The sequence below is a fragment of the Synechococcus sp. Tobar12-5m-g genome (genome assembly GCF_024345415.1).
In the GTDB taxonomy this organism is placed as follows: Bacteria; Cyanobacteriota; Cyanobacteriia; order PCC-6307; family Cyanobiaceae; genus Regnicoccus.
This window is the reverse complement of the sequence record NZ_JAGQBB010000001.1, coordinates 94317-113682: the sequence shown is the minus strand read 5'-3', so window position 1 is coordinate 113682 and position 19366 is coordinate 94317. Positions and strand designations below refer to the sequence as shown.

The 19366-nt window shown below is 67.7% G+C and carries 19 protein-coding genes and 1 pseudogene; 14 read left to right on the top strand and 6 right to left on the bottom strand.

Annotated features, from left to right (window positions below):
- Positions 1–104: 104 nt before the first annotated feature.
- The 3 genes from KBY66_RS00525 to KBY66_RS00515 are packed head-to-tail and all read left to right on the top strand — an operon-like array spanning position 105 to position 2496.
- Positions 105–602 carry a hypothetical protein gene (locus KBY66_RS00525; protein ID WP_255087124.1) on the top strand — a complete coding sequence of 166 codons (498 nt, stop codon included), beginning with the start codon at positions 105–107 and terminating at the stop codon, positions 600–602.
- Positions 603–640: 38 nt separating this feature from the next.
- Positions 641–1402: a response regulator transcription factor gene (locus KBY66_RS00520; protein WP_255087123.1), complete on the top strand. Its 762-nt coding sequence runs from the start codon at positions 641–643 to the stop codon at positions 1400–1402.
- Positions 1403–1434: 32 nt separating this feature from the next.
- The gene (locus tag KBY66_RS00515) at positions 1435–2496 is read left to right on the top strand and encodes a pseudouridine synthase (protein WP_255087122.1); all 1062 of its coding nucleotides are present in this window, start codon (positions 1435–1437) and stop codon (positions 2494–2496) included.
- On the opposite strand, the gene KBY66_RS00510 is transcribed toward KBY66_RS00515, so the two are convergent.
- The 3 genes from KBY66_RS00510 to KBY66_RS00500 form a co-directional block, all read right to left on the bottom strand.
- Positions 2490–3110 carry a hypothetical protein gene (locus KBY66_RS00510; protein ID WP_255087121.1) on the bottom strand — a complete coding sequence of 207 codons (621 nt, stop codon included), beginning with the start codon at positions 3108–3110 and terminating at the stop codon, positions 2490–2492. The genes KBY66_RS00515 and KBY66_RS00510 overlap by 7 nt on opposite strands.
- Positions 3111–3750: 640 nt before the next feature.
- Complete coding sequence (gene cutA, locus KBY66_RS00505; RefSeq protein WP_255087120.1) at positions 3751–4089, bottom strand: divalent-cation tolerance protein CutA; 339 nt, start codon at positions 4087–4089, stop codon at positions 3751–3753.
- A 56-nt stretch (positions 4090–4145) separates the two neighbouring features.
- The gene (locus tag KBY66_RS00500) at positions 4146–5783 is read right to left on the bottom strand and encodes a 2-isopropylmalate synthase (RefSeq protein WP_255087119.1); all 1638 of its coding nucleotides are present in this window, start codon (positions 5781–5783) and stop codon (positions 4146–4148) included.
- A 365-nt stretch (positions 5784–6148) separates the two neighbouring features.
- On the opposite strand from KBY66_RS00500, the gene KBY66_RS00495 reads away from it, so the two are divergent.
- Positions 6149–7726 carry a 1,4-alpha-glucan branching protein domain-containing protein gene (locus tag KBY66_RS00495; protein ID WP_255087118.1) on the top strand — a complete coding sequence of 526 codons (1578 nt, stop codon included), beginning with the start codon at positions 6149–6151 and terminating at the stop codon, positions 7724–7726.
- Between the two features lie 74 nt (positions 7727–7800).
- On the top strand, positions 7801–8307 hold the full coding sequence (locus tag KBY66_RS00490; RefSeq protein WP_255087117.1) for a universal stress protein: 507 nt from the start codon (positions 7801–7803) through the stop codon (positions 8305–8307).
- Here KBY66_RS00490 and crtL read toward each other — a convergent pair.
- Entirely contained in the window at positions 8255–9490 is a 1236-nt protein-coding gene (crtL, locus tag KBY66_RS00485; protein WP_255087116.1) for a lycopene beta cyclase, read from the bottom strand. The genes KBY66_RS00490 and crtL overlap by 53 nt on opposite strands.
- A gap of 9 nt (positions 9491–9499) precedes the next feature.
- Positions 9500–12136: a DNA gyrase subunit A gene (gene gyrA, locus KBY66_RS00480; RefSeq protein ID WP_255087115.1), complete on the bottom strand. Its 2637-nt coding sequence runs from the start codon at positions 12134–12136 to the stop codon at positions 9500–9502.
- Between gyrA and KBY66_RS00475 the strand changes: the two genes are divergently transcribed.
- The 7 genes and pseudogenes from KBY66_RS00475 to KBY66_RS00445 form a co-directional block, all read left to right on the top strand.
- Entirely contained in the window at positions 12135–13346 is a 1212-nt protein-coding gene (locus KBY66_RS00475) for a homocysteine biosynthesis protein (protein ID WP_315855462.1), read from the top strand. The genes gyrA and KBY66_RS00475 overlap by 2 nt on opposite strands.
- Before the next feature lie 223 nt (positions 13347–13569).
- Positions 13570–13986 carry a CAAD domain-containing protein gene (locus KBY66_RS00470; protein ID WP_255087114.1) on the top strand — a complete coding sequence of 139 codons (417 nt, stop codon included), beginning with the start codon at positions 13570–13572 and terminating at the stop codon, positions 13984–13986.
- A gap of 74 nt (positions 13987–14060) precedes the next feature.
- Positions 14061–15224 (top strand): GuaB3 family IMP dehydrogenase-related protein, encoded by a 1164-nt coding sequence (locus KBY66_RS00465; protein WP_255087113.1) that lies wholly within the window; start codon positions 14061–14063, stop codon positions 15222–15224.
- A gap of 212 nt (positions 15225–15436) precedes the next feature.
- Positions 15437–15760, top strand: coding sequence for a thioredoxin (gene trxA / locus KBY66_RS00460; protein ID WP_255087112.1), 324 nt, complete (start codon positions 15437–15439; stop codon positions 15758–15760).
- 47 nt (positions 15761–15807) lie between these two features.
- A complete protein-coding gene (locus KBY66_RS00455) occupies positions 15808–16824 on the top strand; it encodes a TIGR00730 family Rossman fold protein (RefSeq protein WP_255087111.1) in 1017 nt (338 codons plus the stop codon).
- Positions 16825–16837: 13 nt separating this feature from the next.
- Positions 16838–17470 (top strand): imidazole glycerol phosphate synthase subunit HisH, encoded by a 633-nt coding sequence (hisH, locus tag KBY66_RS00450; protein WP_255087110.1) that lies wholly within the window; start codon positions 16838–16840, stop codon positions 17468–17470.
- A pseudogene (locus tag KBY66_RS00445) lies at positions 17467–18012 on the top strand (RsmD family RNA methyltransferase); the annotation flags it as partial. The gene hisH and the pseudogene KBY66_RS00445, both read left to right, overlap by 4 nt.
- A gap of 13 nt (positions 18013–18025) precedes the next feature.
- Here KBY66_RS00445 and petG read toward each other — a convergent pair.
- Positions 18026–18136 (bottom strand): cytochrome b6-f complex subunit V, encoded by a 111-nt coding sequence (gene petG / locus KBY66_RS00440; RefSeq protein WP_255087109.1) that lies wholly within the window; start codon positions 18134–18136, stop codon positions 18026–18028.
- A 77-nt stretch (positions 18137–18213) separates the two neighbouring features.
- On the opposite strand from petG, the gene KBY66_RS00435 reads away from it, so the two are divergent.
- Positions 18214–18603 carry a c-type cytochrome gene (locus KBY66_RS00435; protein ID WP_255087108.1) on the top strand — a complete coding sequence of 130 codons (390 nt, stop codon included), beginning with the start codon at positions 18214–18216 and terminating at the stop codon, positions 18601–18603.
- Positions 18600–19355, top strand: a complete 756-nt coding sequence (locus KBY66_RS00430) for an RNA methyltransferase (RefSeq protein ID WP_255087107.1) — start codon at positions 18600–18602, stop codon at positions 19353–19355. Before KBY66_RS00435 ends, KBY66_RS00430 begins: the two co-directional genes overlap by 4 nt.
- The last annotated feature ends 11 nt before the right edge of the window (positions 19356–19366 follow it).

The window sequence follows — 19366 nt, the reverse complement described above, 5'->3', positions numbered from 1 at the left end:
AACAGCAGAATCAAGCGCCGATCCCACCAGGACTTCGCTACGCCGGCCTTGGCAACACCCTGAGAGGATGCAAGGTGGTTGCGCCCAGTGGGCTGGTTGATCCGATGAACCGAGTGAAACTGGCGCTGTGTTCCTTGCTGCTGGCCGCCGGCGCCGCCCATGGCCAGGGAGCCGCGGTCCGCATCCCGTCCGAGAACCGGCCACCGGGGATGGCCTTGCTGTTCGAGCGCACCATCCCGGGCGGTCCCCAGGCCCTGGGCGTGTACGCCATCACCCCGGACCCCGCCGAGCCGGGATTGAAGCGGATCAAGGTGTGGGAGGAGCTGCCCAACGATGTGAAGGTGCGCAGCGAAACGATCCGCTGCTCAATCGCAGCGCCGACCCGGGTGACCAACGACGGCCGCCACCTGATCCTGCGGGAACTCAACCCCGGCGGAGCCATTTCCTCCGCCAACCGCATCGATCATCTGGTCTGGTGGGCCGCCTGTTTCCCTGAGCAGGCGGGCAAGGATCCGGCTGGCCTTCGCCCCCTGGCCCTGCAGCTCGGCTACAGCGGTTTTCGGGTCGAGAGGGAGCTGGTGCTGCCCGGCGGCCTGCGCTGAGCCGACCTGGATAGATTGCCTGCACAACAGCCAGGTCCATGAGCCAAGACGTGCCCGCCACCGCGGCGGAAGACCAGGCTTCGGCGGCTGCCGAGCCGCTCACCCCTCCGGCACAGCCCCGCCTGCTGCTCGTCGATGACGAGCCCGGCCTGCGCAACGCTGTCCAGGCCTATCTGGAAGATGAAGGCTTTGCGGTGAGCACCGCCAGCGATGGCGATCAGGGCTGGGCCGCCGCCCAGGAGCTGCTGCCCGATCTGGTGATCAGCGATGTGATGATGCCGCGCTGCGATGGCTATGAGCTGTTGCGGCGCCTGCGGGCCGATGAACGGCTCGGCGGTACGCCGGTGATCTTCCTCACCGCCAAGGGGATGACTGCCGACCGGATCGAGGGCTTCCAGGCCGGCGTCGACGACTACATCCCCAAGCCCTTCGATCCCGATGAGCTGGTGGCACGGGTGCGCAACGTGGTACGTCGCCAGGAGCGGCTGCTCGCCGAAGCTGCCCGCTACGCCGATGCCGACATCGGCCAGATGGCCCGCCAGATCACCGAGATCCGCTCGCTGCTGCAACTGGGCGGCGGCAAGAAAGCAGCGGCCCCGGTGCGCCACGAGTTCACCCCCCGGGAGGCCAGCGTGCTGCAACTGGTGGCCGAAGGGTTGATGAACAAGGAGATCGCCCGGCGGCTGGAAACCTCGATCCGCAATGTCGAGAAGTATGTGAGCCGTCTGTTCATCAAGACCGGCACCACCAGCCGCACCGAGCTGGTGCGCTATGCCCTGGAGAACGGCCTGGTCGATTGAGGGGGGGCGGATCCCTTTCCCCGCCAGGCTGGTTGCCGGCGGGCCTCAACGGCGGCTGGATCTACCGCGACCGGGTCGACCCGGCCAACCACGCGCTCTCTTTGAGCGCCTTCTATGCGGGCCGCTACCGGCATTCCGGTCGGGAGGTGTGGCTGCAGCGGCTCAAGGCCGGCGAGATCCGTCACAACGGCGAGGGGGTCCAGGTCGATGGGCCCCTGGCCGTGGGTGATCGGCTGACCTGGCATCGTCCCCCCTGGCGGGAGGAGGCCGTGCCGGAAAGGTGGCCAGTCGTGTTCGACGATGGCGATCTCTACGTTATGGACAAGCCCCGCGGCCTCCCGGTCCTGCCGGGAGGCGGTTGGCTGGAGCACACCGTGCTGCGGCTGCTGGAGCGCCGCTTTCCCGAAGCCGGGAGCCGGGCCCAAGGCGGAGTGCCCCGGCCGGTTCACCGGCTCGGACGCCACACCACTGGCCTGCTGGTCTGTGCCCGCACGCCGATGATGCGCTCCTGGCTGAGCGCCCAACTGCGCGAAAGCACGGCAGCTGCGCTGGACGTGGCTGGGGGCCTTGGCCAGGCATGCTCCTCGGGGTGGCCTGCCTGGCCCTGTCGCAAGACCTACCGGGCCCTGACGGCTCCTTTTCCCCTTGCCTTGGCCCCTGGGGAGAGCCTGGAAATCACCACGTCGATCTGTAGAAAACCCCATCCGCTCCTGGGTCAGATCTGGGCGGGTTCGGGTTCAGCCGACGTTGACGGGGTGCTTCCGGCGATCAGCCGGATCACCTTGCTGGAGAGAAGAGAGGATGCCAGCCTGGTCACCGTGACGATCGGCAGTGGCCGGCCGCACCAGATCCGGATCCATCTGGCAAGTATCGGGGCCCCATTGCTGAGGGACCCCCTCTTCCTGCCCGGCGGAAAGGCCCACCCCGGGATGCGACCCGGAGAAGGAGGCTATCTTCTCCATGCCCATCAACTCAGGCTGCCACTACCCAATGGAGCGGAGTTGGAGCTAGTGGCCCCATGCCCTCCGGAGCTGCGCTATGGGCCCCTCGACGACTCACACAGAGCTAAGACCTCTCTTCACCAGCCTCAATAGGTGGTGTTCCTGGTGTAGGTGCGGCCACGCCGACCTGTCCGCTCGACCTGCGAGGAGCCTGGCATGCGTTCGGCGGAGCGGGTGACGGTGCGGCCGCCGGGGCCGGTGACGGTGGTGTTGCCCGTGCCGCCGCCGTAGGTGGTATCCCGTGTGTAGGTGCGGCCCTGCTGATCAGTCCACTCGACCTGCTTGGAGCCTGGCGTGCGTTCGGTTGTGCCGGTGACGGTGCGGCCGCCGGGGCCGGTGATCGTGGTGTTGCCCGTGCCGCCGCCGTAGGTGGTATCCCGTGTGTAGGTGCGGCCCTGCTGATCAGTCCACTCGACCTGGGTGGAGCCTGGCGTGCGTTCGGCGGTGCCGGTGACGGTGCGGCCGCCGGGGCCGGTGATCGTGGTGTTGCCCGTGCCGCCGCCGTAGGTGGTATCCCGTGTGTAGGTGCGGCCCTGCTGATCGGTCCACTCGACCTGCTTGGAGCCTGGCGTGCGTTCGGTGGTGCCGGTGATGGTGCGGCCGCCGGGGCCGGTAATGGTGGTATCGGCCCTGGCAGGGACGGCAGCCAGAGGGTGAATCAGAACAATAGCTCCGAGGGCGGTCAGAGCCAGTAGGAAGGTTTTCATGGGTTGATGCCCGAAGAAGGGGGGACAAAGAACAGTTTCATACTTGCGGATGAACCAGTCATGTCCAGTGCGGGCAGAGACATGACCAAATGCGCCTTTAGGGCTTTTATCAACCCGGCGGGGGTTTTCGTGGGGGGTCTCCTTTTGGTTCGAGTATCCAGGACGGTGGGTCCTGGAGGTCAGAGTCCGACAGCTTCGTAGTCTGCCTGATCTGTGACCTGCTCTGAGGAGGACTCCGACGGCAGCTATTGCGCCGGTTGACGGGCGAGCCTGGCGGTGAGCCCCAACCCGTGTTGCGCAGCTGGGACGGTTCAACCTCGGGTTTGCTGGTCTGCGCTTGCTAACCGGCCGCCTGTTCCTGGCCCAGTTCCCAACTGCGCCAGAGCAAGGCGGCCTGCTTGGAGACCCATCGCGTCCTGACGGTGCTTCGAGCACTGCCCTTGTTCGCCCGGCTCGGCCAGGTTCTGGTGTGTTGGTGGCGGGCCCATCAGATCCGTATCCACATGGCCAGCCTGGATGCACCGTTACCTCCGGAGCTGGCGGTCGGGGACGACGACAGCAGCCCTTTAACTGGAAACTGAGCCAGAAGAACCGTGCTCAAGCACCGACAAATGCCTGTTCCCAGGTGGGTTGGATCGAATCAGCCATTCCCATCGGCACCTGCCACTTCGGCCAGGCTGATCTGCACCCACTCGGCATAGGCCTTGCTGACATGAAGGGCCTGGACGGCATGGATCGCCGGTAGATCGTAGGGATGATGCTCCAGCAACGCATCGCGGAGCACGTCATAGCGATCCGGGGTGGTTTTGAAGAGAATCCGTATCTCCTGGTCGTTTTCCATCGTTCCCTTCCAGCAATAGAAGCTCTCGATCCGCTCGAGCTGCACGCAGGCCGCCAGCTTGGCGTTGATGGCCAGCTTCGCCAGGACACGGGCGTCCTCCAGAGTGCTGACCGTGGTGTAGACGGCAAGGAGCGTCATGGGAGCCGGCGTGGTCCTGGGATTCTCCACCACCAAGGCCGGCCCATGGCAAGGGCTCAGACGCGAGGGCGATCAGCCAGGGGGATGTCTCCGACAGACAACGGCGCCATCTGGGGGTGCAATGGAGGGCGCTCGCTGCCCTGCAGCAGGCGGTTGAGGGCATTGACGAAGGCCTGGGCCGCCGCCACCACGATGTCGGTGTCGGCGGCGTGACCGGAATAGAGCACCCCTTGGTGGCGCAGCCTGATCGTCACTTCGCCCATGGCGTCGATCCCCTCGGTGACGGACTTCACACTGAACTCAACCAGCTCATTGGGCACCCGCGCCAGGCTGTTGAGTGCCTGGCAGACCGCGTCCACCGGGCCGGTTCCGATCGCCGCCTCGGTGAGTTCGGCCCCATCGGCGCTGATCAGGGTGACGGTGGCGGTGGGCTGCAGGTTCGTGCCCGTGCTCACTTGAACGAGCTTGAGGGTGTAGAGGGCTTCGCTCTGTTGGGCCTGGTCGCTCATGATCGCTTCGAGATCCCGGTCGGTGATCTCACGCTTGCGGTCGGCCAGTTCCTTGAAGCGGGCGAAGGCATCGTCGAGGTCGCCGCGCTCCAGGCTGTAGCCGAGCTCCTCGAGCCGTGCCCGGAAGGCGCTGCGACCACTCAGCTTGCCCAGGGAGAGGCGGGTGTCGGTGAGGCCGATCGTGCGGGCGTCGATGATCTCGTAGGTGAGGCGGTTCTTGAGCACACCGTCCTGGTGGATGCCGGATTCATGGGCGAAGGCATTGGCCCCCACGATCGCCTTGTTGGGCTGCACGGCCATGCCCGTGAGGTTCGACACCATCCGTGAGGTTTTGGCGATCTCCTCGGTGCGGACGCCGGTGAGCGGCTGGGTGCTGCCGGCTGAGCGACCCAGGAAGGGGTTGAAATAGCTGCGCCGCACATGCAGGGCCATCACCAGCTCCTCGAGGGAGGCGTTGCCGGCCCGCTCGCCAATGCCGTTGATCGTGCACTCCAGCTGGCGGGCCCCGTTCTTGACGGCCTCGAGAAAATTGGCCACGGCAAGGCCGAGATCATTGTGGCCATGGACGGAGATCACCGCCTGGCTGATGTTGGGCACATGGCGGTCGATGCCGGCGATCAGGGCACCGAACTCCGCTGGCGTGGTGTAGCCCACCGTGTCGGGGATGTTGATCGTGGTGGCACCGGCGCCGATGGCGGCCTCGATCACTTCGTAGAGATAGTCGGGGTCGCTGCGGCCGGCGTCCTCGCAGGAGAACTCCACATCGTCGACCAGGGAGCGGGCATAGGCCACCATCTCCGCTGCGATCTCAACCACCTCGGGGCGGCTCTTGCGCAGCTTGTGCTCCAGGTGAATGTCGCTGGTGGCGATGAAGGTGTGGATGCGGCGACGGGCAGCGGGGGCCACCGCTTCGGCGCAGGCCTTGATGTCGCCGCGGGTGGCCCGGGCCAGGCCGCAGACCACCGGGCCTTCGGGGGTGCCCACGGCGTCGGCGATGCGTTGCACCGCGTTGAAATCACCGGCACTGGCAAAGGGGAAGCCGGCCTCGATGATGTCGACCCGCAGCCGGGTGAGCTGGTGGGCGATCGCCAGCTTTTCCTCCAGGTTGAGGCTGGCGCCGGGTGACTGCTCACCATCGCGAAGCGTGGTGTCGAAGATCAGAACCCGGCCGGGATCGCTGGCCATGACCGCTGCAGGTCGAATTGACTATGAGTTGCGACCACTCTAAGCGGAAGGGTGATCACGACCTCGCGGCGGGGGCTCGGCGGCAACCGACACGCCGCCAAACGGCTCAACCCGTGGATGACCCAGGGGCCTGAGCCACTTCCGCTTTCTCCAGCTGCGGGCGCAACTTCTGCCGGGCATGGAATTGTCCCTGGCCATCGACAGCCAGGCAGCGGCGAATTGTTAAAATTCCCATGGCGCAAAGCCGAAAAACTTGCCTGGATTTCTGGAGTAGCCCGGTCTGCTGAAGTTTCAAACGAATGTGACTGGTCGATGAGAATCGGCCCCTATCTGGCCCGTAGGATTGCTGAATTGATCGTTCCGGGATGGTCGCTGGTGCCCTGGCCCTCGTCCTCCATGCCCACCTCCCCTACGTCCGCAGCAGCCAGCCGGGGTCCCTGGAGCAGGACTGGTACTTTCAGGCCCTACTGGAGTGCTATCTGCCCCTGCTGAGCCTGCTGGAGAGCAGCCAGATCGATCCAAACCAGCAGCCACGGCTCAGCCTCGGCCTCTCCCCCACCCTGCTGTCGCTGTTGAGCGACGTCGATCTGCACCATCAGTTTCCGGCCTGGCTGGAGCAGCGGCTCGCCCTGCTGGCCAGGGTTCCGCCGGCCCATCAGCCACCTCAGCATCAGCCTGCGGCGGAGGCTTTGGCCGAACAGCTGGAGCAGGCACGCGGCACCTGGCCGGCTCGGCCCGCTGACCTGTTGCTTCGCTTCCGCCTGCTCCAGCAGGCCGGCGTGCTCGACCTGCTCACCTGCGCCGCCACCCACGGGTATCTGCCGCTATTGCGCCAGACGCCCGAAGCCGTTCAGGCCCAGCTCCTAACCGCCATTCGGGAGCATGAGCGACTGCTCGGCGAGCGGCCCCTCGGGATCTGGCTGCCGGAATGCGCCTACTACGAGGGCCTCGACCAGCAACTTCTGACCTGCGGCCTGCGCTATGCAGTGCTGGATGCCCATGGCCTCCTGCACGGCCTGCCGCGTCCGCGCTACGGGGTGTACGCGCCGATCTGTTCGCCGGCCGGGGTGGCCTTCTTCGCCCGGGACAGTGCCGCCACACTGCCGGTCTGGTCGGCGAGCCAGGGCTATCCGGGAGATGGCGCCTACCGGGAGTTCCACCGCGACCTGGGCTGGGATCTGCCGGCCCCCGAGCTCCTGGCCGCCGGCATCCCCTCCTCCCGTCCGCTCGCGCTCAAGCTGCACCGGGTGACCGGCCAGAGCTGCCCCCTGGACCAGAAGCAGCCCTACGATCCCGCCATGGCGGCCAGGCGGGCGGCCAACCATGCCGCCGACTACATCGGCCAGCGCGCCCAGGAGCTGGAGGGGCTGGTGCCGGCCATGGATCGCCCCCCGCTGCTGGTGGCCCCCTTTGACGCCGAACTGTTCGGGCACTGGTGGTATGAAGGACCCACCTTCCTTGCCGAGCTGTTCCGCCAGGGGCCGGCAGCCGGCCTGTCCTTCACCAACCTGCGGGAGGTGCTGAATGACGCGCGCCCCCTGCAGATCTGCCGCCCCTCCCCCTCCAGCTGGGGCCAGGGGGGCTACCACCACTACTGGCTCAACGAGAGCAACGCCTGGGTGGTGCCGGAATGGGAGCGGGCCTCCTCCGCCATGGTGCAGCGGGTTAACCAGGGGGTCGCCACCAGGGACCAGCGGCGCATGCTGACCCAGGCGGGACGGGAGCTGTTGCTGGCCCAGTCCTCGGACTGGAGTTTCATTCTCAGGGCAGGCACCACCACCGACCTGGCCCGGGACCGCATCCGCTCCCACCTGGATCGATTCTGGCGGCTGATCCACGCCATCGATTCCGGGCAGCCCGCGCCGCTGGCCTGGCTGGTGGCGCTGGAGGCCGAAGACCGCCTGTTTCCCCTGCTCAACAGCGCCGATTGGGCCAGTCCCTGACCCGTGGCGGCCAAGGAGAGCGCCCCCGAAGCCAAGGGCTAGGGTTGGCCTGAAGGATGCTTCCGTGGGTTGGAATGACCGCACCGTACCGGCATCTGCTGGTCCCCACGGATGGCTCGGAGCTCTCCACCGGCGCCGTGCGCGCGGCCGTCGACTTTGCCAAGGGCATCGGGGCCCGCATTCAGTTCCTCCATGCTCGGCCCAAGCTGCCACTCTCCCTGATCGGTGCGGGGTCCCTGGTCAACCCCGGCACCGTCGAGGATCTCTCCCGTGCTTCGCGGGAGGCGTCGGATCGAACCCTTCAGGACGCCCTGACGATTGCCGCAGCGGCCGGTGTGGTGGCCGAAGCTGAAGCGGTGGTCAACGAAGTTCCCTATCAGGCCATCATCGCGGCGGCCGATCGCCACCAGTGCGACCTGATCTTCATGGCCTCCCATGGCCGGCGCGGCCTGAGCAGCTTCCTGCTCGGCAGCCAGACCCTGCGGGTGCTCACCCACTCCACGCTTCCGGTTCTGGTGTCCCGCGAACCTACCGGGAGAGAACACGCCAGAGCAGCTCCAGCTCCCGTCCCTGCGGATTGATCAGGCCGCCGCGCACCGGATTCGGTGCCTGGGCGAACAACCGCAGCATGGCCAGGGTGAGCTCGGGAACCGTCAGGGTGTTCGCCAGGAATCCATACCACTGGTGCTGGGGCAGATCAAAGAAGGCGGCGAAGAACTGGCGGAGCTGCGGCTCGGAGAAGCGCATCAACTTCTCCAGCCCGAATTGATACAGGGCGTGTTTTCGCACCAGGCCCGCTGGCCAGACCGCCGACCAGGCCGCCTGGGCCACCTGGTCGGCTCCGCAGCCGGGGACGTTCAACGCCGTGGCGATGGCCTTTGCCACGGTCGGTGCCCGGCGCAGCAGCGACCCCACCAGGTACCCCGAGGCGGGGTGCACCATGCTTGCCGCTCCACCGAAACCCACCACCCGCTGGCGCAGATCCGGCAGCGGCAGGTTCATCGGGAACAGGCAATCCTCCTCGGCCTCGATCGCCTCGATCGCCACACCCCGGAAAGCCAGTCGTTGCTGCAGGCGACGCTTCAGCCGCTCTGGCGGGAAGGCCGGTGCCAGGGCCAGGGAGGTTTCCTCGACGAAGAACACCCCATCGCCGAGGTCCATGGCGTAGAGGAAAGTGGGGGGTTGCGCTTGCCGCTCCAGGCTGCTCAGATGATCTGAGCGGAAGTCCATCAGCACGAACTGGCCAGGCTCCACCGGTGCTGTGCTGAAGCGTCCCACGACGCCGTAGGCCGCCTGGTAGGCGATCGGCCCCAGCGATGGGCGCTGCACGAAAACAGGGCGATGGCCGCTGGCATCGATCACCAGCCGGGCGCTGTGCTCGGCGCCCGCCGTGGTGGTGACGCAGGAGCCCTGGCCGTGGTGGGCGATCGCCCCGGCCAGGCCCCGCTGCCAGCGCAGGCCGCCCTGCTCGCAACCCTCCAGCCAGTGGGTCTGGAGCCTGGCCTTGTCGAACAGCCCGTAGGTGTGGTGATGGGCCACGGGCTGGGCCCCGAAGTAGCTGACGCAGTTGGTCCACCGGTGCTGCAGGAGATGGCCAAGCCCCCCGGGCTCGAGCTCACACCCCCAGACGCCATAGGTGTTGGGCCAGGGCGCCGTGGGTTCGACCGCCGCCAGAGCGTCCACCTGCAAGCCCTCGGCGCAGAGGCCGGAGGCGATCGCCAGGGCCGCCGGGCCGCAGCCGATCACCAGGACATCGGCCGTCAAGCCAAGGCCTCAGGCCAGGGGGGCGCCATCGCCATCCCCTGATCCCTCAACCGCTTCCAGATCGGTGTCCTCGTCGCCGGCGAGGGCGGGGGGAATCAGCACCACCTCGCTGAGCCGATCGCCGGAATCGAGCTTCTGCAGCCGCACCCCCGTGGCGGCGCGGGATTGCTGCGGGATCGAATCGGAGGGCATCCGCACGATCACGCCCCGCTCGCTGACCAGCAGCAACTCCTCACCGGCGCCGAGCACCTTGAGGCCCACCAGCACATCACCGCCGCGGCGGAACTTGATCGCCCGCAGCCCCAGGCCAGCCCGCCTCTGAAGGCGGAACTGGTTCACCGGCACCCGCTTGCCCAGGCCGCTGGCGGCGGCCACCAGCACCCAGGGGCCGTCACTGGTGGCGACCTCCTCACCGTCGTTCTCTCCTCCGTCGCTGTCCACCTCGTCCTCGCCGGAATCGGCCTCGCTGCTGGCGATCTGATCGGCCAGTTCGGCCGGCAGCACATCCATGCTCACCAGCTGGTCGCCAGGCCGGAGTGCCATCGAGCGAACGCCCCTGGCGGTGCGACCAAGCGGGCGCAACTCAGCATCGGTGAGCCGGAAGTGGATCGTCATGCCCTTGAGCGAGCCGATCAGCACGCTGTCGCCGGGAACGGCCAGGCGCACCCAGCGCAGGGCGTCGCCATCCTCCAACGCGATCGCGATCAGGCCGTTGGAGCGGATGTTGGCGAAGGCGGAGAGGCGGGTGCGCTTGATGTAGCCACCGCTGGTGAGCATCAGCAGTTGCACGTTGTCCTCGAAGGCGCTCACCGCTAGCAGGGAAGTGATCTGCTCCTCGCGGGGGATCGGCAGCAACTGCACCACCGGGGTGCCCTTGGCGGCCCGGCTTCCCACCGGAATGCGGTAGGCGGGCACCGCGTAGACCACGCCACGGTCGCTGAACAGCAGCAGGGTGTCGTGGTCGTTGCAACTGATGAACAGGCGCACCGCCTCCTCACCCTGGCTGCGGGTTCCCGATTTGCCGCGGGTGCCGCGGCTGGTGGCCTCGAACTCGCTCACCGGCATCCGCTTGAGGTAGCCGTTTTCGGTGAGCAGCACCACCGAGCGCTCGTTGGCGATCAGATCGATGTCTTCCAGACCGCCCTCCAGGTCGAGGATTTCGGTGCGACGGGGGGAGTCGTAGCGCTCACGCAGCTTGAGCAGCTCGGCCTCGATCAGGCCCAGCACCCGTTCGCGCCGGCCCAGGATGTCCTGGTAGTCGGCGATCTTGGCGACCAGATCCTCATGTTCCAGGCGGATCTTGTCGGCTTCCAGGGCGGTGAGGCGGCGCAGCTGCATCTGCAGGATGGCGTCGGCCTGGATCTCGCTGAGACCATGGCGCTCCTGCAACTGCTGACGGGCCGTGGCCGCGTCGGCGGCGGAGCGAATCAGGGCGATGATCGGATCGAGCTGGTCGAGGGCGAGCAGGAGGCCGAGCAGGATGTGATCCCGTTCCTCCGCCTTGCGCAGCAGATAACGGGTGCGGCGCTCGATCGTTTCGATCCGGAAGGCGAGAAACACCTGCAGCATCCTGCGCAGGGTGAGCAACACCGGCTCGCTGTTCACCAGCGCCAGCATGTGGGCGCTGAAGTTGGATTGCAGGGGGGTGAGCTTGAACAGGTTGTTGAGCACCACCTGGGGGTAGGCGTCCCGCCGCAGTTCAATCACGATCCGCATGCCGTCGCGGTCGCTCTCGTCGCGGATGTCGGAGATGCCGTCGAGCTTTTTGTCGTTCACCATCTCGGCGATGCGCTCGATCAGCGATGCCTTGTTGGTCTGGTAGGGCAACTCGGTGATGATCACCGCATCCCGGTCGGGGCGGCCGGGCACTTCGAGGGTTTCGATCGAGGCCACCCCCCGCATCGTGATCGAGCCGCGGCCGGTGGCATAGGTTTCGCGGATGCCGCTGCGGCCGAGGATCTGGCCCCCGGTCGGGAAATCGGGGCCCGGGATGATCGCCATCAAGGCGCGGTCGTCGATGTCGGGATCGGCGATCAGGGCCAGCATGCCGGTGATCAGCTCGGTCAGGTTGTGGGGAGGGATGTTGGTGGCCATCCCCACGGCGATGCCGGAGGAGCCGTTGAGCAGCAGGTGGGGAACCCGCGCCGGCATCACGGTGGGCTCCTGCTGGGAGCCGTCGAAGTTGTCGATGAAATCGACCGTTTCCGCTTCGATGTCCTCCAGCAGGCTGTCGGTGGTGAGGGCCTGCAACCGCGATTCGGTGTACCGCATGGCGGCCGGCGGGTCGTTGTCGACCGAGCCGAAGTTGCCGTGCCCGTCGATCAGCGGCATGCGCATCGAGAAGTCCTGGGCCATCCGCACCAGGGCGTCGTAGACCGCCGTGTCGCCATGGGGGTGGTATTTGCCGAGCACTTCCCCCACCACCCGGGCGCATTTCCGGTAGGGCCGATCGCTGGTCAGCCCCAACTCATACATCGCGTAGAGGATGCGGCGATGCACGGGTTTGAGGCCATCGCGGGCATCGGGCAGGGCCCGGCCCACGATCACACTCATGGCGTACTCCAGGTAGGAGCGCGACATCTCGATGCGAAGGTCGGTCTGGATGATCCGCCCGTCGGATTCGCCGGGACCGGTTGGATCCGCCATGTCGTCACCCACTGCCTGGTGCCAGGTTAATCGAGCCTCCTCCCGCCGGCCCCTGATGCCCCTGGAGCCCCGCAGCGAATCCGAGCTTCAACAGCGCCAGCGGGCCGGCGACCTGCGGGTCTGCAGCAGCACGGCGTTCCGGGACCGGGTGGCCGCCGAGGGGCTGGCAGCCGCCTATGCCGCCACCGATGTGGTGGTGGCGGCCAACGCCGAATTCACGGACCAGGCGAGCCTGCAGCTGAACCTTGGCCCCGCTGATCCACCGCTGCGAATTCGGCGGGTGCAGCTCGACCGGGTGGCCGGCCTGGGGTCGAGCGGCAGCGGCGGGATCACCCTGCCGATCGGCGGCGGCCTGGTGGAACCGCTCCGCCACGGCGGGGCCCAGGTGCTGGGAACCCTGCTGGCCGGTCGGGAGGTGGAACTGGTGGCGGTGGGCGAGGCCACCGCCCTGCACCCCCGGCGGGAACTCAGGGCTCGCCTGTCGCTTGAGCGGATCGGCTCCGGCCAGTTGCTTCTGCACCGGGGCATCAGCGAGAACGGCGTGGTGGCGCTCAGCAGCGGGCCAGGGATCACCCACAGCCCCTACGGTCCGCTGCTGGGCCCCTACGGCACGGCGCTCTACAGCAGTGGCGGCAGCCGCAGCATCGGCCTGACGATGCCGGCTCTGGCGTTGCTGGGGCCAGGCTCCCCTGTGCTGGTGGGCGGGGCGCTCGGCTGGGTGGTCGGGGCCGGCTCCGGCCACCAGCCCCAGACCCGCCGCCTGCCTAGCGGCCATGCCCGCGCACCGGGCGCGGTGGCCGCCCTCAGCGTCGATCTGCACCGCTTGCGGCCCGAATGGGTGCGGCCCTGCTTCTTCGAGGGGCACGGCAGCGGCCTGGTGGTGGCGATCGCGGCGCCGGTGCCCCTGATCAATGGGACCGTGGCCCGCCAGGCATCCCTCGGCGACGCCCAACTGGAAGCCCCGGTGCTGGATTTCTCGATTCCACGCCGCATCAAGCCGAGCTTTGGTGGGGTGGCCTACAGCCAGCTGCTGGCGGGGGAAATCTCGGTGAATGGCCAGCGGCTTCCCTGTTTTCCTGCCCACAGCCCGCGCCTGGCCGAGGCGATCACCGACGACCTGATCGAGCAGCTCAGGAGCGGCCGCTTTCCGCTCCGTCTGCCGCTCGAGCCACTGCCACGACGCAGCGGGCTGATTCCCCTGGATCCCTGATGCCAGCTCAGAAGCGCCGTAAGCTCACCCGGCGGTTTCGAAGCGAGCGATGGTTGAATCCTCCACCCCTTCCCCACCACAACCTTCCGGCGAAGGGCTCCCCCCCGTTGCTGGGGCGTCTCCTGCCGAGGGGCTTCCTGCTCCCGTCGAGGAGCTTTCGCCCATCGACGGCCCGGTTGATGGCCCGGTTGATGCACCGATTGGTGGCCCCGTTGAAGTCCCCGTGGCTCTCCCCGTCAGTGCCCCGCCGGTCGCGTCTCCCCAGCCCATCCCTCCGGTCGCCACCACCCTGCACGCCCCCGCCACCTCAGCCGACCCTGAGGTGGGTGGGGAATGGGCCCTGCTGGTCGCCAAGGTCAAGGACTGGATCGGCAGCGGCCAGCTCCAAGACACCCTCAAGCGCTACCGCGGCCCCCTGCAGTCGCTGGGCGTCCTGCTTGGGGCCGTGGTCATCCTTCGACTCTACGGGGCGCTTCTGGGGGCGATCGAGAGCCTGCCCCTGGTGCCGGGGCTGCTGGAGCTGGCGGGGCTGCTCTGGCTGGCTGGCTTCGCAGCCAGCAATCTGGTCCGCAGCGACGACAGGCACCGGCTGGTGGAGGGCCTGGACAAACGTTGGCAATCCTTCCGCGGCAGGGCCTGAATCGCACCGGGAGCTGGGGCTGGGCCCCGCTCCTGCCGGTTGATAGCTTGGCCCGACTGTGACAGGGCCCAGCGGTGACCATTCTGTTAGGCCGGAACCGAACGATTCGGCGCGCCTACGGCATCGATGAGATCGCCCTCGTACCGGGCGCTTGCACGGTGGACCCCGAGGCCACGGCCAGCCACTGGACCCTGGGGGGCATTGAGCGCGAGATCCCGATCATCGCCAGCGCCATGGATGGGGTCGTCGACGTTCGCATGGCGGTGGAGCTTTCCCGCCTGGGCGCCCTCGGGGTGCTCAACCTGGAGGGGGTCCACACCCGCTATGACGATCCCAACCCCGTGCTCGATCAGATTGCAGCCGTCGGCAAGGAGGCCTTCGTGCCCCTGATGCAGACGATTTACAAGCAACCTGTTCGGGAAGACCTGATCCGGCTTCGCATCGCCGAGATCAGAGAAGCGGGCGGGATCGCCGCGGTCAGCGCAACCCCGGTGGCGGCCATGCGGTTTGGCCATGCGGTGGCGGAAGCCGGCGCGGACCTGTTCTTCGTGCAGGCCACGGTGGTGTCCACCGAGCACATCGCACCGGAAGGCCGGCACAGCCTCGATCTATCGGCCCTCTGCCGGGAGCTGGGCATCCCCGTGGTGATTGGCAACTGCGTCACCTACCCGGTGGCCCTGGAGCTGATGCGGGCGGGAGCTGCGGGGGTCCTGGTGGGGATCGGTCCCGGCGCGGCCTGCACCTCCCGGGGGGTGCTAGGGGTCGGCATTCCCCAGGCCACCGCCGTCGCCGACTGCGCCGCCGCCCGCGACGATTACGAACGGGAGAGTGGGAGCCGGGTGCCGGTGATCGCCGACGGCGGCATCGTCACCGGGGGAGACATCTGCAAATGCATCGCCTGCGGCGCCGACGCCGTGATGATCGGCTCACCGATTGCCCGGGCCGCTGAAGCCCCCGGCCGCGGCTTCCACTGGGGCATGGCCACCCCCAGCCCCGTGCTGCCCCGCGGCACCAGGATCAAGGTGGGCACCACAGGCAGCCTGGAAACAATCCTGCGTGGCCCGGCAAGCCTCGACGACGGCACCCAGAACCTGCTGGGTGCCCTGCGCACCTCGATGGGCACCCTGGGGGCCCGCAACCTGCGGGAAATGCAGGCAGTGGAAGTGATCCTGGCTCCTTCCCTGCTGACCGAGGGCAAGGTATACCAGAAGGCCCAGCAGCTCGGCATGGGCAAGTAGGCGCCCCGCAGCAGGGGGATGTCCCGTGATTGGACCAGACAAAACAAGGCGAGACAGGCATTACCCTGATGGTGTGGGGGCTTCGGCTCGCACACTCCTCACACCTCCCCGCCCGGTGCGTCCGGGCGTTTTGTCTTCCAACGTTCGCGGGCCCAAGCGCCTTGGATCGGAAAGCCCGTTGCTAGATTCCGATCACCTTGTTTTCTCCTCGGATGTCCAGCGCCGCCGCCGTCACCGATGCCTCCTTCGAGCAGGATGTGCTCAAGAGTGATGTGCCTGTGCTGGTTGATTTCTGGGCCCCCTGGTGTGGTCCCTGCCGCATGGTGGCGCCGATCGTCGATGAGATCGCCAAGGAGTTTGAGGGCAAGTTGAAGGTCTGCAAGCTCAACACTGATGAGAACCCCAACGTCGCCAGCCAATACGGCATCCGCAGCATTCCCACGCTGATGGTTTTCAAGGGGGGCCAGAAAGTCGACACGGTCGTGGGTGCTGTCCCCAAGAACACCCTGTCGGGCACCATCTCCAAGCACCTCTGAACGTTCGCGTCGCACCGCTGACGCCCCCCTCGCCGCTGCCCCTGGCCATGACGCTGGCGAGCCATCCCCAACGGCTGTTGATCGAGCGCTCCCTGGCCACGATCCGTCAGCTCTGCGCCCTCACCACAGATCGGGAGGACTGGCTGCTGATCAGCGGCACTCTCCAGGATGTCGAGGAGGCGATCGCAGTGTTTCAACCCCACCGCACCACTCGCAAGGTCACGGTGTTTGGCTCGGCGCGAAGCAGCCCCAACAGCGACGCCTACCGGTTGGCAGAGGAGCTCGCCACCGCCGTGATCGCGGCGGGATTCGAGGTGATCACGGGGGCGGGGGGCGGCGTGATGGAAGCCGCCAATCGCGGGGCCGGGGGCGAGCGCAGCTACGGCCTCAACGTGCAGTTGCCCTTCGAGCAAGAGGCGAACCCTTACATCGGCCCCTGCGAGGGCCGACTGGTTCAGTTCCGCTACTTCTTCACCCGTAAGCTCTTCTTTCTTCGCGAGAGTGACGCCCTGGTGGTGCTTCCGGGTGGGTTCGGCACCCTCGATGAGTTATTCGAATCCCTCACCCTGATTCAGACCGGCCGCACGCCACCGATTCCCCTGGTTTTGCTCGCCCCTGAAGGCGATCACTTCTGGGAGCAGTGGCAGCGGCATCTCAACCAGGGCCTGGCGGCCAGGGGGCTGATCGCCGCCGAGGACATCCATCTGCTGCAGCCAGCCGGCAGCGCCCAGGAGGCGGTCGACCTGATCCGGCGCTTCTACCGGGTCTTCCACGCGGTGAGGGCGTCGGAGCAGGGGCTGGAATTGCTGCTCCATGCCCCGCTCCCCGTTTCGGAGCTGGAGACGATCCAGGGGCGGTTCGCCGACCTGCTCCTGGCCGGCCGGTTTGAAGCCAGCGACAGCCCTGATGGGGCCGGCGCGCGCCGGCCCTGCCTGCGGCTGGATTTCGATCAGCGCAAGGTTGGACGGCTCTACGAGCTGATCGATCACCTCAACGGCCTCGAGCTTCCCCGGTGCCCGGACCTTCAGCATCCCGAACAGCGCCTGTGTCCCCTCTCTCCTTGAACCTGGGCCCGCCATGAGCCGGATCGGATTGATCGACTACGGGATGGGCAACCTTCACTCCGTGGCCCGGGCGATCGAGCGCCTGGGCGCCGAGGTGGAGCTGGTCCAGGACGGGGCGGAGCTGGAGGATTGCCAGGCCTTGATCCTGCCCGGGGTGGGAGCCTTTGATCCCGCCATGGAGCGCCTGGAGGGATCGGGTCTGGCGGAGCCGATCCAGCGCTGGAGCGGGCGCGGTCGTCCGCTGCTCGGCATCTGCCTGGGCCTGCAACTGCTGTTCGAGGCCAGCGACGAGGGGGAGAGCCAGGGGCTGGGGCTGTTGAAGGGGCGGGTGCGGGCCTTGCCCAGCGATGCGGGCCAGCCGATCCCCCACATGGGCTGGGCCCCCCTGATCGCCAGCCGCCCCACACCCCTGCTGCCGGAGGCCAGCCCGACAGCCTGGGTGTATTTCGTGCACTCCTATGCCGCGGAGCCCGAGGATGGCCGCTGCATGGCCGCCACCGTTGGATTTGGCGACGGGGCGGTGACGGCAGCTCTCTGGCAGGGGCATTTGGCCGCCTGTCAGTTCCACCCGGAGAAGTCCGGGCCCCAGGGCCAGCGGATGCTGCGCCGCTGGCTGAGCTGGGTCGAGCAGGGCTCCCCCCCGTGACGCTCCGGTTGAGTGGTGGCCGCAAGCTGCTGAGCCCACCGGGCAGCACGGCCCGGCCGACCACCTCGCAGGTGCGGCAGGCGGTGATGAACCTGATCGCCGCCGATCTGCCCGGTGCCAGCTGGCTCGATCTTTGCTGTGGCAGCGGCGTGATGGGCTGCGAGGCCCTGCTGCACGGTGCGGCGGTGGTGGTGGCGGTGGACCAGGACCGGCAGATGGCCGCCACAGCCGCAGCCAATCTGGCGACGGCTCAAGCCGGACTCTCAACCAACCCTCTGGTGCGGGTGCTCTGCCGATCCCTGCCGCGCTGGCTGGAATTGGGCACAGCCCAGCGGGAAGCGGAGCTGGGGTTGACGGCTTTCGATCTGATCTACCTCGACCTGCCCTACGGCTCAGGCCAGCACGGGGTGATTGGCGAGGCGCTGGCGCGCTGCGGCTGGCTAGCCCCCGGCGGGCGCCTGATCCTGGAATGCGGAAGCAAGGGCGCCATAGAGGTTCCAGCCGATTGGCGGCTGGTGGATCGACGGCGCTATGGCGGCACCAGCCTGATGCTGCTCAGCCGAGGGCACTGCCCCGACGGTATTGATTCCATGCCGCCACGAACAGCCCCACAATCGTGATCGGCACCAGACCCAGCACGATGCCGCACAGCAGAGGTTCAACCATGGTAAGGATGAGATCGGAGGCAATGGACACGATTGTTTCATGCTTGCGGCAGGCTGTTGTGAGGTTTTGAACGATTTGTGACCGGCGAGATCTCCCCCCCCGCGCCGACAGCCGTGCAACGCCAGGGTCTGATCACCGCCCTGGTGCTGTTCGCCGCCGGTGCCTGCGTGATGCTTTCGCTTGTCGTGCTGCCCGCGGCCCGCAGCGATCCCTACACCCGGCAGACCCTGGAGCTGGCCGGCTCGGCCGAGAACGGCGGACGCCTGTTCCTGATGAACTGTGCCGGTTGCCATGGCATTGCCGGTCAGGGCCTGGTCGGTCCGACTCTGCAGGGGATCAGCAGGCGCAAGAATGACCGCCAGCTGGTTCGCCAGGTGGTCAGCGGCCGCACTCCGCCGATGCCCCGCTTTCAACCCGATCCCCAGGCGATGGCCGACCTGATCGCCCACCTGCACGCCTTGGCGTGACCCCGTTGCCCGTCGTGGTGCTGGTCGAGCCGGCCGGGCCGATCAACGTGGGCAGCGTGGCCCGCCTCTGCGCGAACTTCGCGATCCAGGAGCTGCGCCTGGTGCGGCCCCGCTGCGACCACCTCGGTGAGGAGGCACGGCGGATGGCGGTGCACGCCCAGACCCTGCTGGAGCGGGCCCTGTTGTTCCCCGATCTGTCCGCGGCGATCGCCGATTGCGGCCGGGTGGTGGCCACCAGTGGACGGCTGGAGCCCGAGCCCGTGCCGGTGGGGCCTGCCGCCGATGTGCTGGCCTGGCTGCTGGCGGGCAGGGCGGGTGGGGCCCGGGCCGCCCTGGTGTTTGGCCGAGAGGACCAGGGCCTGCGCAACGATGAACTGCTTCAGGCTGGCCGGATTCTGCGCATCGCCTCCGATCCCGCCTACCCATCCCTGAACCTCTCCCACGCGGTGGCGGTCACCCTGCACGGGCTTCGCCAGCTGGAGCCGCCGGCAGAAGGGGCCACGCCCGATCAGCGACAGCCCTCCGGGCCACCACGGCCGGATCCGGCCAATCGCGGCGCCCTCGAAGCGGCCCTGCTCGATGCCGAAGCGCTGCTCCTGGAGGCGGGGTTTCTGATGCCCCACACCGCCCAGGCCCGCATGGCCAAGCTGCGGGCCCTGCTGCAACGGGCCCAGGTGGGCAGCGAGGAGGTGGCCCTGCTGCGGGGAATGGTGAGCCAGGTGCGCTGGGCCTGCCGCTCCCGGACCCCTTAGCGTCCTGCAAC

Coding starts and splice junctions, on each gene's coding strand:
- KBY66_RS00510 (WP_255087121.1), bottom strand. CDS start 3,110: ATGAAAACCTTCCTACTGGCTCTGACCGCCCTCGGAGCTATTGTTCTG.
- KBY66_RS00500 (WP_255087119.1), bottom strand. CDS start 5,783: ATGGCCAGCGATCCCGGCCGGGTTCTGATCTTCGACACCACGCTTCGC.
- KBY66_RS00495 (WP_255087118.1), top strand. CDS start 6,149: ATGGTCGCTGGTGCCCTGGCCCTCGTCCTCCATGCCCACCTCCCCTAC.
- hisH (WP_255087110.1), top strand. CDS start 16,838: ATGAGCCGGATCGGATTGATCGACTACGGGATGGGCAACCTTCACTCC.
- trxA (WP_255087112.1), top strand. CDS start 15,437: ATGTCCAGCGCCGCCGCCGTCACCGATGCCTCCTTCGAGCAGGATGTG.
- KBY66_RS00475 (WP_315855462.1), top strand. CDS start 12,135: ATGTCGTCACCCACTGCCTGGTGCCAGGTTAATCGAGCCTCCTCCCGC.
- cutA (WP_255087120.1), bottom strand. CDS start 4,089: ATGACGCTCCTTGCCGTCTACACCACGGTCAGCACTCTGGAGGACGCC.
- KBY66_RS00490 (WP_255087117.1), top strand. CDS start 7,801: ATGACCGCACCGTACCGGCATCTGCTGGTCCCCACGGATGGCTCGGAG.
- KBY66_RS00455 (WP_255087111.1), top strand. CDS start 15,808: ATGACGCTGGCGAGCCATCCCCAACGGCTGTTGATCGAGCGCTCCCTG.
- KBY66_RS00520 (WP_255087123.1), top strand. CDS start 641: ATGAGCCAAGACGTGCCCGCCACCGCGGCGGAAGACCAGGCTTCGGCG.
- KBY66_RS00525 (WP_255087124.1), top strand. CDS start 105: ATGAACCGAGTGAAACTGGCGCTGTGTTCCTTGCTGCTGGCCGCCGGC.
- petG (WP_255087109.1), bottom strand. CDS start 18,136: ATGGTTGAACCTCTGCTGTGCGGCATCGTGCTGGGTCTGGTGCCGATC.
- gyrA (WP_255087115.1), bottom strand. CDS start 12,136: ATGGCGGATCCAACCGGTCCCGGCGAATCCGACGGGCGGATCATCCAG.